At 44.5% G+C, this 14,533-nt stretch carries 9 protein-coding genes and 2 pseudogenes; 8 read left to right on the top strand and 3 right to left on the bottom strand.

Annotated features, from left to right (window positions below; all coding sequences use genetic code 11):
- Position 1: 1 nt before the first annotated feature.
- Positions 2 to 1,501: a tripartite tricarboxylate transporter permease gene (locus tag L1D22_RS13315; protein ID WP_239830146.1), complete on the top strand. Its 1,500-nt coding sequence runs from the start codon at positions 2 to 4 to the stop codon at positions 1,499 to 1,501.
- A 262-nt stretch (positions 1,502 to 1,763) separates the two neighbouring features.
- On the opposite strand, the gene L1D22_RS13310 is transcribed toward L1D22_RS13315, so the two are convergent.
- Positions 1,764 to 2,480 carry a FadR/GntR family transcriptional regulator gene (locus tag L1D22_RS13310; RefSeq protein ID WP_239830145.1) on the bottom strand — a complete coding sequence of 239 codons (717 nt, stop codon included), beginning with the start codon at positions 2,478 to 2,480 and terminating at the stop codon, positions 1,764 to 1,766.
- A 265-nt stretch (positions 2,481 to 2,745) separates the two neighbouring features.
- Between L1D22_RS13310 and phnD the strand changes: the two are divergent.
- Positions 2,746 to 3,272, top strand: a pseudogene (gene phnD, locus L1D22_RS13305) (phosphate/phosphite/phosphonate ABC transporter substrate-binding protein); the annotation flags it as partial.
- Positions 3,269 to 3,651, top strand: a pseudogene (locus L1D22_RS13300) (ATP-binding cassette domain-containing protein); the annotation flags it as partial. The pseudogenes phnD and L1D22_RS13300, both read left to right, overlap by 4 nt.
- A 373-nt stretch (positions 3,652 to 4,024) precedes the next feature.
- Here the strand turns inward: L1D22_RS13300 and L1D22_RS13295 are convergent.
- Positions 4,025 to 6,193, bottom strand: coding sequence for a heparinase II/III family protein (locus tag L1D22_RS13295; protein WP_239830144.1), 2,169 nt, complete (start codon positions 6,191 to 6,193; stop codon positions 4,025 to 4,027).
- Between the two features lie 2 nt (positions 6,194 to 6,195).
- The gene (locus tag L1D22_RS13290; protein ID WP_239830143.1) at positions 6,196 to 8,403 is read right to left on the bottom strand and encodes a heparinase II/III family protein; all 2,208 of its coding nucleotides are present in this window, start codon (positions 8,401 to 8,403) and stop codon (positions 6,196 to 6,198) included.
- Between the two features lie 332 nt (positions 8,404 to 8,735).
- Here L1D22_RS13290 and L1D22_RS13285 point away from each other — a divergent pair, with 332 nt between their 5' ends.
- From L1D22_RS13285 to L1D22_RS13265, 5 genes are all read left to right on the top strand, one after another.
- Positions 8,736 to 9,071 carry a cupin domain-containing protein gene (locus tag L1D22_RS13285; RefSeq protein ID WP_009846518.1) on the top strand — a complete coding sequence of 112 codons (336 nt, stop codon included), beginning with the start codon at positions 8,736 to 8,738 and terminating at the stop codon, positions 9,069 to 9,071.
- Between the two features lie 34 nt (positions 9,072 to 9,105).
- On the top strand, positions 9,106 to 10,038 hold the full coding sequence (locus L1D22_RS13280; protein ID WP_123302291.1) for a sugar kinase: 933 nt from the start codon (positions 9,106 to 9,108) through the stop codon (positions 10,036 to 10,038).
- A 73-nt stretch (positions 10,039 to 10,111) separates the two neighbouring features.
- A complete protein-coding gene (locus L1D22_RS13275; RefSeq protein WP_017069898.1) occupies positions 10,112 to 10,738 on the top strand; it encodes a bifunctional 4-hydroxy-2-oxoglutarate aldolase/2-dehydro-3-deoxy-phosphogluconate aldolase in 627 nt (208 codons plus the stop codon).
- A gap of 894 nt (positions 10,739 to 11,632) precedes the next feature.
- Entirely contained in the window at positions 11,633 to 13,399 is a 1,767-nt protein-coding gene (locus tag L1D22_RS13270; protein ID WP_123304909.1) for a sodium:solute symporter family protein, read from the top strand.
- 303 nt (positions 13,400 to 13,702) lie between these two features.
- A complete protein-coding gene (locus tag L1D22_RS13265; protein WP_123304907.1) occupies positions 13,703 to 14,467 on the top strand; it encodes a transporter substrate-binding domain-containing protein in 765 nt (254 codons plus the stop codon).
- The last annotated feature ends 66 nt before the right edge of the window (positions 14,468 to 14,533 follow it).

The following is a 14,533-nucleotide window of genomic DNA, read 5'->3' as shown; positions in this document are numbered from 1 at the left end:
TATGTTTGAATATCTAATCGATGGTCTCGCAACTGCAGTTAGCTTTGCAGTGCTTCCTGTCCTTGTTTTTGGCGTACTGGGAGGCGTTATTTTAGGCGCACTACCCGGCCTTACAGCGACAATGGGCGTGGCGATTCTCCTTCCATTTACCTTTGGTATGGAACCGACTTCAGCTCTTGTGATGTTAATTGGTGTATACATTGGTGGGATTTACGGTGGCTCAATTGCCGCAATTTTGCTTAAAACCCCGGGGACACCAGCTTCTGCAGCAAGTGTACTCGACGGTCACACGATGGCTGTTAGAGGACAAGCAGCAAGAGCATTAAGTATTTCTGCTGTTGCATCATTTACTGGCGGGCTATTAAGTACTATCGTCCTCATCGCGATTGCGCCTAAATTAGCGACCTTTGCACTACGTTTTAATGCGCCAGAATATTTTGCACTCGCTCTGTTTGGTTTAACAATTATTGCGAGTGTTTCTTCAAACAACATTTTTAAAGGATTACTTGCGGGAACCATTGGATTATTGGTTTCAACTGTAGGACTCGACCCGATCAGCAGTGTACCAAGATTTACTTTTGACATCATGGATCTTTACAGCGGAATCAATGTCATCCCTGTCTTGATTGGTTTATTCGCTCTGTCTGAGGCATTAAACCAACTAGAGAAGCTGTTCTCTGAGAAAAAAGTCGTTGCACCGAAATTTGACCACAAACTATTAAGTAAAAGTGACCTCAAAGAAATGCTACCAACGGCTGTAAAAAGTGGTTTGATGGGAACCACAATCGGTTCTGTACCGGGTGCGGGTGCTGATATTTCGGCATTCGTTTGTTACAACGAAGCAAAACGTTCATCGAAAAACCCTGAAGAATTTGGTAAAGGATCAGTTCGAGGTCTAGCAGCAGCCGAATCAGGAAACAACGGTGTAACGGGTGGCTCACTAGTTCCGTTATTAACACTGGGAGTTCCTGGGGATGCCGTGGCAGCGGTTCTTCTAGGCGCACTCATTGTTCAGGGTTTAACACCAGGGCCTCTGCTGTTTGCCCAAAACCCAGAAGTGGTTTATGGCGTATTCAGTTCAATGTTGGTTGCTAACCTTGTGATGTTAGTGATTGGTTTACTGGGTATTCGCTTCTTCTGCCGCATCATTGAAGTACCGAAGATCATCATGATTCCAATCATTGTCTTCCTTTCAATTGTTGGTGCTTACGCGATTAACAACTCGATGTTTGATGTGGGTATTGCAATCGGTTTCGGTCTACTTGGCTTTATCTTAACTAAACTGGATATTCCGTCTTCGCCAATTCTGCTTGCGATCATCTTAGGGCCAATGGCAGAAACAAACCTGAGGAAATCACTGTTGATGTACGATGGCAGTTGGTCTTTCCTTTATGAGCGCCCTATTGCACTCGCGTTTATCTTGCTAGCTGTATTCTCAGTTTATTCAACGTTGAAAATGAAGAAAAAGCAGAAACAAAAGGAGACTGAGCAATATCCATAGTTGACTGTTTGTTCAATGGGTAGCGGTTAAGACATCGCATTTAGCTTGTGACCAATAACCAATAACCAATAACCAATAACATGAAAACACCAAAGCCAGAGACCTACATCTCTGGCTTTTTAGTACACAATAAACAATCAATTTCTGTATAAACAGACAATAAAAAAGGCATGCACTTGGCATACCCTTTTAAGTCGTTTATCCGAGCGTGATACTGTTCATCTCAATATGAAATTACTCATACACGCTCTATTCATTCCTATTACGCAGTCACCAGACGGTGGTTAGCATCTTGCAGGTGCGCAGCTGACATTGTACGTGCTTTTTCACTGTCGCCAGCCATAATCGCTTCATAGATTCTGCGGTGTTCATTGATGCATGTGCTGCCCTCTTCTGAAGAGTGCACGATGAAGTTCATGAACATGGTCGTCAGGATGTTACCAAACGGCAGGTAGAAATCGTTGCCTGTCGCATTGAAGATCAAGCTATGGAAACGAATATCTATGTTTGTCCAACTTTCTTGGTCAAATACTTCAGCAGCATCCACTTCTACCATCTTTTGGAAGATCTCTGAAAGCTCGATACGTTGCTCTGCCGTTGCAAATCTTGCTGCTAGTGCACACGCTTCTGGCTCAATCGCACGGCGAAGGCCCAAAAACTGAGAACAGAATTGGTCTATGTCGGTTAGACCATCCATCCATTCAATCAGCTGAGGATCAAGAAAGTTCCAGTATGCGCGATCAACTACACGAGTACCGATTTTCGGGCGGGACTCTAACAGACCTTTAGAAGTCAGTAGTTTAACAGCTTCGCGAAGTGCCGTTCGGCTGATGCTAAACTGTTCACACAACGCCATTTCACCAGGAATAATAGAACCTTGTGGAAGTTCACCAGACAAGATTCCACGAGCGATTTCACGTGCTACTTGCACGTGCAGGCTGCGCTTCGAGCCCGAAATTGAATTAAAAGTGCTAACCATAAGTTCACTTATTTTATATGTTATGTTTATGTATTATTTAAGGATCACTATAACAGTATTTCAACCTATCGCCAATTGAGTAAAATGGCAACGAATAATAACCCACTAATTTACTCAACTAATCAAACACTTACAAAGTGCCTAACCTTACCCAGCCAGAAACATTATGTTACACCATTCATAAATCCGTCATCAAAACGAATCGGTTCTGTCCTCCTCGATTTCTATACTCCCTCCCAACAAATCACTCAATTGGACTGAAATAATGAAACCGACAAAAACGAATCTCACGCTTAAAAGCGCTATTACTGCTGCGCTGATTTTTGCTTATACGCCAGTTGAAGACCCAGCAGTATACGCTGATGTGTGGAGCGAGTTTTTGAGCTACCTTGAAAAAACAACGGAAAAGACGGTTCGATTCTTCCCTGTTCAAAATAACGCAGCTCAAATCGAAGCAATGCGTTCAGGTCGTCTTCATATCGCGGGTTTCAACACTGGCTTACACCACTAGCAGTTAACTGCGCAGGCTTCGCACCATTCACCATGATGGCTGCGGAAGATGGTTCTTTCGGTTACGAAATGGAAATCATCACGCACCCGGGTTCTGGCATCGAGAAAGTAGAAGACCTAAAAGGTAAGAACCTGGCATTCACAGCGCAAACCTCTAACTCTGGCTTTAAAGCACCTTCTGCGATTTTGGATGCTGAATACCAACTTCAACCTGACCGTGATTTCAAACCGGCATTCTCTGGTGCGCACGACAACTCTATCTTAGGTGTTGCGCACAAAGACAATCACGCCGCGAGATTGGGATAACCTTCCAAAAGTACGCGCTGATTGAGCGTTTAACGATAATGGAAAACGTGCTTTCAGACCGTTTAGGGTATGTGAATTTCTGGCAAAGCTTCACTCGCCGTTTCCCAGAGTCAGATATCCAAGCCGCTTATGCCCTACTCGACCGTGTTGGATTGTTAGAGCACGCCAATAAAAGAGCCGATGCTCTGTCGGGTGGTCAGCGCCAACTTGTTGGTATTGCGCGCGCTCTCGCTAAGAAACCAAATTACTGTTGATTGATGAGCCAACTGCGGCTCTTGACCCACGTACGGCACGTCAAATCATGCGACTGATCTGTGAGATTTGTTCAGAGCAACAGCTTCCAGCGATCATCAATATCGCCATTAATCCCTTCATGCTTGATTCCCTTATCGATCAGTCTCAATTTAAACTTTAGTCCACTCTGGTTACCTTCGACTCACTCTAGTTATCTTCGGCTCACTCTTGTTATCTTCGAGCAACTCTAATTACCCACGGTCAATTCCAGTACGCGTGAAAGAATGACTCTCAAATCGCAGACATAAAAAAACCGAGCAACTCGCAACGAGTTACTCGGTTTGACTTATTTCCGATATTCTTTGTCATCGACTTTAGTTTCGTTCAGTTACTTAGATGCGAACACCCTTACAACCGAACATGACATGGCGCTTCGTTCCCGCAAAGCACCACATCAGCACACACCATCGTTAAATGGTATGTGTGTTGATCATTTACAGTTGAGCAAATGATCCTTCCCACGAGTATGTCTCACCCGCGAACTCAACAGTGTGAGTTGCTTGCTGCTTATCTTCAGCTTGGTTTGAAATACCGTAGTGGTAAGTGTTGCCAGATGTCGTTTGAATGCGCACAACAGTCCCGACACTGTTATGGCCAACAACAGACACTGATTTAACAAGACCACGAGCGCCTACAGAGGCTTCGATAGACTCGTTAAAGTAACCATGTGTCTCCAATACAGAAGCAAACACGTGGTTTTGACCAGACTGACGTAAGATGAACGCAGGCTCACTCTTAAGGTTGAAGTCTGGATCGTTAGCACCAGTGCGAGCAAAGATAACTTTGCTGCCCGCATTAGCGCTGGTTACTAGGCTGTAGTAGCTGCTGTCATGTAGCCAGCTTACTAGAGAACCTTCTTCGTTCACTTTGCCTGAAGCAACGTTCCATAAATGTTGGTAACCGTTGTCTTCACCTAATGGCTTAAGCGTTGTTTCCATGTTGTAATCGAAGTCAGTACGGATGATTTGACCAGAGTGGTGAACTGGTAAGTCATACTGGTGCTCAGCGTCAGCTTCGATACGGTAAACATCAATCACTAGCGGCTTTTCGAACTCAGGAAGGTCAGCAAGAATTACGCTGCGCTGCATATCTACGCCAGTGTAGTACTCAGAAATCGTGCCGCTCATCCCCTGTAGAGACTGGTCGTCTGCTACGAAGAAGTGCTTCTGACCAAACTTAGACTCAGCCAACGCTGTGTTGAAGTTGTTCTGTGTTTTCTGATCAACCGTTACTGTGTTGTGAGCAACCGTCTGCTTACAGTAAGACTTGTTCTCTGGAATGTAACGACCGCCAAACTTAGGCTCAACGTTTACCCAACGACCAAAGCCGTAATCATGCAGTACTTCGTGGCCACGGTTGAATACGCTTAGGTGCAGGCCGTCGTAGTGACCATGGTCTAGCGCAGAGTGGTACTGGTGGTCGCTGCCGTGTTGACCAAACCAGATCAACGCCATGGTATCTGCGGTCTTAGGGTCGTCGTCTTTCTCGTCACGGTGACGAAGGATGCTTACGCCGCCTTTTTCGCCTTCAGGGCCGTCTGTTACAAACAGGCTACCCCAGTTGAATGGTTTGATGCCGTCTGCTGCATCAACCGCGTCAGACAGTGTTTTACCAGAAGCATGAACCCAAACATTTTTTTGGTGATCAGCCATACCAAGCAGAGTCTCAGTCTGCTCGTAACGGTGGTAACACACAGACGTCGCCATGATAACGCCTTCATCGTTGATAGAGATCGTCTTCGATGAATCGTTCAGAGCAGGCAATGTGCCGTCTGGGAATGCAGTTTTGAATACAGAGTAAGACGTTGTCTTGATCACTGAATCGTTAAATTCGTAAATACCGATTTCTGGCTGACGACGTTCAATCGCTTCTGCGAACAGGTAGATTGGACGTAGAGAAAAACGGTGATAGTAAGGACCTTCCATGTAGTAGCCGTCTGGCGAGAACAGTTGGTCAAGTTGCGCTAAGAAACCGCCGCTTACTTTGTCCAATTTCAGACCGTAAAGTGCTTTATCTACAGATTCTTGATCGTTGATCGCGTAACCACAGATACCTACCGCTGCCACTGCCCATAGGCCGTGGTTGTGTACGATATCGAAGTCGTGTGCGTAAGTAACAACGAACATTTCGATCATTTGCTTAAGAAGATCGTCTTCGATAAGGCGCTTCTGCTCTTCAGAGATAGTGTGGTAAATGCAGCTGTACGCACAAGAAGCGTAAAGCATCCACATATTCTCGTTCAACGTTTGGTGGAACAGCTTACCCGGAGGGTTAGTGTCACGGCTTACGTTGCTTTCCAATGTTGGGTATACCGTCGCGTACGCTGTTAGCATATCAACGATGTAATCACGGTACTTTGTTTCCTCAGTAATAAGGAATAAACGACCTGCTAGATCCATATGGATGTAGTTTTGCTTGTGACGGTTGTGCTCGTAACCGCCGCCTTCACCGTGACCTGGTACTTCAATGCCAACTTCAGCCATGTAAGCGTCAGTTTGTTTAATGTCACGAGTCAGTGCGTTACCTAAAAGGCTATCCTTGCCAAGTTCTTTACGAAGCTCTGCTGCTTCATCAAAGTTAAGTAAAAGTGGTTGATAGCTCATTATTATTTCCCCTGCTCTGCAGTGCTAAGTTCTTCTGAATTTGTTTCTTGTAGAGTTGTCTCTACTGAGTAGAAGCCTGTCCAGTTGTATACTTTGCCGTTCAGTTCTACCTTGTGTTCAGTGCTGTCAGTCGCACCTAGTTGGTTGCTGATCATCACTGTCACGTTTGATTTCTCTGTAGTGATTTCGACGACGGAACCTACATTTGTATGCGCTACAACCTTGATGTCTTTCACAACACCGCGAGCATTGACTGATTGCTCGAACTCTTCGTTGAAGTAACCGTGCGTTTCAAGAACAGAAGCGAACAGTGTTGTTTCGCCCTTGCTACGTAGAATGAAGGCAGGCTCTGAACGTAGGTTGAAGCTTGGGTCATTCGCGCCAGTGCGAGTAAAGATAACTTCAGCATTGTCGTTAGACGTTGCACCTAACCATGTGTAGTAGGTGTTGTTTTGTAGCCAGCTCACAAGTGCCGTGCCATTCACATCGCCACTTGCTACGTTCCATAGATGTTGGTAACCGAAGTCACTGCCAAGCGTGTTCAGCTCTTTGTTCGCTTGGTATTCAAAGTTAGTACGAACAATCTGACCAGCATATTGATGTGAGTAGTCGTATTGGTGTTCGCCTTCGCCACCTTTCTCAGAATCTAAGCGGTAAAGATCCAATAGTAGCGGAGATTCCAATTCTTCAAGATTTAGCATGAACACGCTGCGTTGCATGTCAAAACCTTGGTAGTGATCGTTAGCAAACGCACTCATGCCGTTGATTTGCTCGTCTTCTACTTTGAAGAAGTGTGGTAAGCCGTGTACTGCGTCTGCACGTTCAACATCAAAGTTGTTCTGGCATTTTTCATCAATCGTTACTGCGTTGTGAGCAATCGTTTGACGAGCGTAAGATTTGTTTTCGTCTAGGTAACGACCGCCGAATTTTGGCTCCACGTTAACCCAACGACAGAAACCGTATTCACGTAACACTTCTTGACCGCGGTTGAAGAAAGAAATACCCAGCGTATCGAAGTTGCCGTGACCCATGCCGTGTTGACCGTAGTTCATCACTAACTGAGACACGTCGCCTTTCTTATCCTGCATACGGATAAAGCCTTGAGCGCCGTTGTGACCTTCAGGGCCTTCGTTCAATTCAACACTTGGCCAGAAAGGCATGCCGATTTCTTGCTCAGCAGACGCCGCTTCATAAGCTTTAGATAGTTCAAGACCACATGGGTGCATCCAAACTGCGTCTTGAATCTTCGCCATACCAAGAATGTTTTGGTCAACGCCGTTTTCAGATGAGTAATGTTTGCTGTAAACGCTCACTGCAACCTGAACACCCATGTCTGTGATGCCCATTGTGCGAGATGCATCGTTCAGAGCTGGGAATTCGCCGTTCGGGTACGCTGTCGCCAGCATCGCTTGTACCGTGTTACCAATCACACCGCCTTTGTAGTTGTAGATATCCACTTCAGGCATATGACGGTGAATCACTTCAGCAAACACACATGTTGGGCGAATCGCGTAACGGTGGTAGTAAGGACCTTCCATGTAGTAACCAGAAGGTGCAAACAATTGAGAGATTTGCGCTAAGAAGCCGCCAGTGTCGTTACGGTCAATGCCGTACACTGACATTTCAAGGTACTCGCGCTTGCCAAGAGCAAGACCACAAATACCCACAGCGGCTACAGCCCAAATACCGTGGTTGTGGATGCGGTCGAAGTCGTGTGCGTATTTAACTGTGAACATTTCTAGCATTGGTTCGAAAACGCGAGACTCAATGTTGTCACGCTGCTCTTGTGTCAGTGTTGAAGCAACACAAGAGTAAGCCAAGCTTGAGAACATTAACCAGCAGTGTTCGTTCAAGATTTGGTGGAACAAACGACCTGTAGGGTTAGTGTTTTTCTGTACGTGGAAATCAAACGTTAGGTATTTGTCTGCGTATTCTTCTAGTAGTTCTGTAACAAAGTCAGCGTACTTTTGCTCTTTAGTGATCAAGAACATGCGACCAGCTAAGTTCATGTACGTGTAGTTTTGCTTGTGGCGGTTATGTTCGTAACCACCCGCTTCTCCGTGACCAGGAACATCAATAGGTAAACGCATGAACGCTTCTAGGTCTTTCGCGTTCGCTGCAATGGTTTTGCCCATTAAGCTAGAACGGCCTACTTCAAGATGAAGTTGCTCTATTTCAGCTTCAGTCAACAATACTGGTTTAGTCGTCATATTCTTTGTCACCCTCAATAAAGAGTTTATCTGCTTAAACTTTGATTAAATTTTCAAACTCCATATAAAGTAATACAATATGAGCTTTAATTATAGCTATTCAGTGCTAAATGATGAGTAGAATCACATAAATCACTGTAAGCCATTGATGTAGATAGCGAATGGTAAATAACAGGCATTTATTAAGTTGTTGATTTATTTAGGCTATATAAAGTATCGCTTGATCGGTATCACACAATTTTAGATATATTGTATTACAATTGAAGTCATTCCCTTATGATGAACACAGTTAAGTAACACTTAAAAGATTTAAACAGATTAGGAGATACACAATGAACTCTTTCTTTATTCTAGATGAAAACCCATGGGAAGAACTTGGCGGCGGCATTAAGCGTAAAATCGTTGCTTACACTGACGATCTTATGGCTGTTCACCTATGTTTTGACAAAGGCGCGATTGGCCACCCTCATACTCATGAGATTCACGACCAAATCGGTTACGTAGTTCGTGGTAGCTTCGAAGCTGAAATCGAAGGCGAGAAGAAAGTGCTTAAAGAAGGCGATGCTTACTTTGCTCGTAAACACATGATGCACGGTGCAGTTGCTCTAGAGCAAGACAGCATCCTTCTTGATATCTTCAACCCTGCACGTGAAGATTTCCTAAAATAATGAATAGCGCAACCTCAGTTGCTAAGGTAAGCATATGAAATCATTAAACATCGCGGTCATTGGCGAGTGCATGGTTGAGCTACAAAAGAAACAAGACGGGCTTAAGCAGAGTTTTGGTGGCGATACACTGAATACAGCACTTTACCTGTCACGCTTAACAAAAGAGCAAGATATCCAAACAAGCTATGTAACGGCGTTAGGTACTGACCCATTCAGTGTCGACATGTTGGAAAAGTGGCAAGCAGAGGGTATCGACACAAGCTTAATTGCTCAGCTTGATCACAAACAACCAGGGCTTTACTACATCGAGACCGATGAAACTGGTGAGCGTAGCTTCCACTACTGGCGTAGTGACGCTGCTGCAAAATTCATGTTTGATCAACAAGACACGCCTGCTCTACTTGATAAGCTATTCTCTTTTGACGCGGTTTACCTAAGTGGTATTACGCTTGCTATCTTGACAGAAAACGGACGCACGCAGCTATTCAACTTCTTAGACAAATTCAAAGCTCAAGGCGGCCAAGTATTCTTCGACAATAACTACCGTCCTAAACTTTGGGAAAGCCAACAAGAAGCGATTTCTTGGTACTTGAAAATGCTTAAGTACACCGACACAGCACTACTGACGTTCGATGACGAGCAAGAGTTGTACGGCGACGAAAGCATTGAACAGTGTATTGCACGTACGTCTGAATCTGGTGTGAAAGAGATCATCATTAAGCGTGGCGCGAAAGACTGCCTAGTGGTTGAAAGCCAAAGCGCTCAGTACGTTGCACCAAACCCAGTAGACAACATTGTTGATACAACAGCCGCTGGCGACTCGTTCAGTGCAGGCTTCTTAGCTAAACGCTTGAGCGGTGGTAACGCACGCGATGCAGCATTGGCAGGTCACATTGTGGCAGGGACTGTGATTCAGCATCCAGGTGCTATCATTCCTCTAGAAGCGACGCCTGATTTGTCTCTATAATTGCGCACTTTAACTATTAATCAAGGGTTTGCTTAGTTGAAAGCAGGCCCATTATTAACGTGAGAAAGAATTCATGACTACATTAAATGAACAACTAGCAAACCTAAAAGTAATCCCTGTAATCGCTATCAACCGTGCTGAAGATGCCATCCCCCTAGGCAAAGCACTGGTTGAAAACGGCATGCCATGTGCAGAAATTACACTACGTACAGAATGTGCAATCGAAGCGATTCGCATCATGCGTAAAGAATTCCCAGACATGCTAATCGGTTCAGGTACTGTACTGACTAACGAGCAAGTTGACGCATCAATCGAAGCGGGTGTTGATTTCATCGTAAGCCCAGGTTTCAACCCTCGCACTGTTCAATACTGTATCGACAAAGGTGTTGCAATCGTACCGGGTGTTAACAACCCAAGCCTAGTTGAGCAAGCAATGGAAATGGGTCTTCGCACGCTGAAGTTCTTCCCTGCTGAGCCTTCTGGCGGTACTGGTATGCTTAAAGCACTAACAGCGGTTTACCCTGTTAAATTCATGCCTACTGGTGGTGTGAGCTTGAAGAATGTAGACGAATACCTATCTATCCCTTCTGTACTTGCGTGTGGCGGTACTTGGATGGTTCCAACTAACCTTATCGACGAAGGTAAGTGGGACGAGCTAGGCAAGCTTGTTCGTGACGCAGTTGATCACGTTAACGCTTAATCTGTTTCAGATTTAGTGATAAAGCCTCACCTCGGTGGGGCTTTTTGTTTTCTAAGGTTCCGCGAATTCAGTATTTGCCGTTATCGGTATCCGGAAGTTTGGAGGACTTAGCTACTCAGCAACTCAGCAACTCAGCAACTCAGCAAACTAGCTACTTAGGGTATCCCCTGCTCTACCAAACGTTTACGCCCAATTAAGACCTCTCCAATACCTTCCTGTTAATCAAACTACCCACCAGCTTAACACTCGATGATATTACGTAGCACGCTATCTCAACGCTTCACAGAGCTGTCGCTGTGCTTAGAAAGCTATCCTCAGAGAACTCATCTCAATAGAATCCTGCATCATAGAAACCGCCATCAAGAGACACAATGCCTAAACCTGAAGCTATTGTTATAGATAGCGCGGCTTCCCACTCTTATTTCCGCCCATTAGACAAGCTAAGAGTCTAAACGCTAAAGCCGTCGTCAAATCAAAAAGAAATGGGAAACGTGAAACAGAAATAAAGGCTTAAAAACAATAAGCTATACTTAAAAGTTGGAAACATGACTTAGCGATTGAGTATTGAAATTTAACGTGAATTCCATCGTAAAATCACGCCCAGTTGTAGCGTATTTGTTACGGTTATAATTAAAATCTTATAAATAAGGCAAACTGAAAGCTTATCGCTTATATTGTAATACATATAAACATTTGCGACCCAATTTATTTTGAATCTAAAATAAATCGGGCGGACAATTTATTCATTTAAAAACAATAACTTAAATAATCGCAACGTAAGCAGGTAAAATTCAATGCGACCTGGATCATACTAAAGACATATTGTAGTACAAATAAACCTTTGGACGCGTTAATCTAAGCCCAGTTAATTATGATATTTAAAAGGCTGAAAAGATGACTATTGATACTTTTGTTGTTCTCGCCTACTTCTTCTTTTTAATCGCTATTGGTTGGATGTTCCGTAAGTTCACCACGTCGACTAGTGATTACTTCAGAGGGGGCGGCAAAATGTTGTGGTGGATGGTTGGTGCAACAGCCTTCATGACACAGTTTTCAGCATGGACGTTTACAGGTGCCGCAGGACGCGCGTTCAATGACGGTTTCGTTATTGTAATCCTATTCTTAGCCAACGCATTTGGCTACTTCATGAACTATATGTACTTCGCTCCAAAGTTCCGCCAACTTCGTGTGGTAACGGCGATCGAAGCTATTCGTCAGCGCTTTGGTAAAACGTCTGAACAGTTCTTCACATGGGCAGGTATGCCTGACAGCCTTATCTCTGCAGGTATCTGGCTAAACGGTCTAGCTATCTTCGTAGCAGCGGTATTCAACATCCCAATGGAAGCAACCATTGTGGTAACGGGTATGGTTCTAGTATTGATGGCAGTAACGGGCGGCTCTTGGGCGGTTGTTGCTTCTGATTTCATGCAAATGCTTGTAATCATGGCCGTGACAATTACTTGTGCGGTTGCAGCTTACTTCCACGGTGGTGGCTTAACTAACATCGTTGCTAACTTCGACGGCGACTTCATGTTAGGTAACAACCTAAACTACATGAGCATCTTCATCCTTTGGGTTGTGTTCATCTTCGTGAAGCAGTTCGGTGTAATGAACAACAGCATCAACGCTTACCGTTACCTATGTGCGAAAGACAGTGAAAACGCACGTAAAGCGGCAGGCCTAGCATGTATCCTTATGGTTGTTGGTCCACTAATCTGGTTCCTACCACCTTGGTACGTAAGTGCATTCATGCCTGAGTTTGCTGAGCAATACACATCAATGGGCGACAAAGCCGGTGATGCTGCTTACCTAGCATTCGTACAGAACGTAATGCCAGCAGGTATGGTTGGTCTTCTTATGTCAGCAATGTTCGCAGCAACGATGTCTTCTATGGATTCAGGTTTGAACCGTAATGCTGGTATCTTTGTAATGAACTTCTACAGCCCAGTTCTTCGTCAAAACGCGACTCAGAAAGAGCTGGTTATTGTAAGTAAGCTAACGACTATCATGATGGGTGTTATCATCATCGCGATTGGTCTATTCATTAACTCTCTACGTCACTTAAGCTTGTTCGATATCGTGATGAACGTAGGTGCGTTGATTGGCTTCCCAATGCTTATCCCTGTCCTACTAGGTATGTGGATTCGTAAGACACCTGACTGGGCTGGTTGGTCTACTCTAGTGGTTGGTGGTTTCGTTTCTTACATCTTCGGTATCTCTCTTCAAGCAGAAGACATCGAGAACCTATTTGGTCTAGAAACAGCACTGACTGGCCGTGAATGGAGCGACTTGAAAGTTGGTCTAAGCTTAGCAGCTCACGTAGTGTTCACTGGTGGTTACTTCATCATGACTTCTCGCTTCTACAAAGGCCTATCGCCTGAACGTGAGAAAGAAGTTGACCAACTATTCACTAACTGGAACACGCCGCTAGTAGCGGAAGGTGAAGAGCAACAAAACCTAGATACTAAACAGCGTTCAATGCTTGGTAAGCTTATCAGCACAGCAGGTTTCGGTATCCTAGCAATGGCTCTGATTCCAAACGAACCGACAGGACGCTTGTTGTTCCTACTATGTGGTTCGATGGTACTCACCGTTGGTATCCTACTGGTTAACGCATCTAAGGCTCCAGCTAAGATGAACAATGAGTCAGTTGCTAAATAGCTCAATAGCTAAAGAAAGCAGCTAACACGTTAAACCAATAATGAAGCCCATGTTATTCGATAGCATGGGCTTTTTGTTTGCCTCTCAACTTAACTGTCGCTCTTACTCTAAGTGACACTTTGATAAGTGATATCCCCTTCCCCAAACCCTTCAATTTCGTCAGTCAAAGGGCTCGTTCAAGCAGATTTTTTTATCCCGATTAATCGAAATCCCACTTTATTTTTAACTTTCCAATGGTTTGATCTCTTTCTGCTTTTCTTTCTGTTACTTTTAACAACTAGACAAACACAACAGATAATTACAATGAAAAAAACATCACTATTACTGGCTTCCATTGCTCTGGCACTTTCTGGTGTCGCACAAGCTGACCAGCTAGAAGACATTCAAAAATCAGGAACCCTGCGTGTGGGAACCACAGGCGACTACAAGCCTTTCTCTTACTTCGACGGTAAAACCTACTCTGGCTATGACATCGATGTCGCACAGCACATTGCAGAGCAGCTAGGTGTCGAATTACAGATTGTTCGTACCACATGGAAAGATCTACTGACCGACCTCGACAGCGATAAATACGACATCGCGATGGGTGGTATTACGCGCAAAATGCAACGCCAGTTAAACGCAGAACAAACTCAGGGTTACATGACCTTTGGTAAATGTTTCTTAGTTGCGAAAGGTAAAGCAGAGCAGTACGACAGCATTGAGAAAGTAAATCTGTCTTCGGTTCGTGTAGGTGTGAATATTGGTGGCACTAACGAGATGTTTGCAGACGCTAACTTACAGAATGCAAGCTTCACACGTTACGAGAACAACCTAGACGTTCCGCAAGCCGTTGCGGAAGGTAAAGTTGATGTGATGGTGACAGAAACCCCTGAAGGTCTGTTCTATCAAGTGACGGACGAGCGCCTTGAAGCAGCACGCTGCGAAACGCCGTTCACCAACAGCCAATTCGGTTACTTGATTCCTAAAGGTGAGCAGCGCTTATTAAACACTGTCAACTTCATTATGGATGAGATGAAATTGAAAGGCGTTGAAGAAGAGTTTCTGATCCACAACTCTCTGAAATAATCTTCTATCGTTCTAGATAAAAAATAGGCCAGCATTGCTGGCCTATTTCGTTTTGGTTTAATGATT

It is taken from the genome of Vibrio sp. Isolate34 (genome assembly GCF_022397915.1).
GTDB lineage: Bacteria > Pseudomonadota > Gammaproteobacteria > Enterobacterales > Vibrionaceae > Vibrio.
The sequence above is the reverse complement of the archived record's forward strand: the minus strand, read 5'-3'. Positions and strand labels throughout refer to the sequence as shown.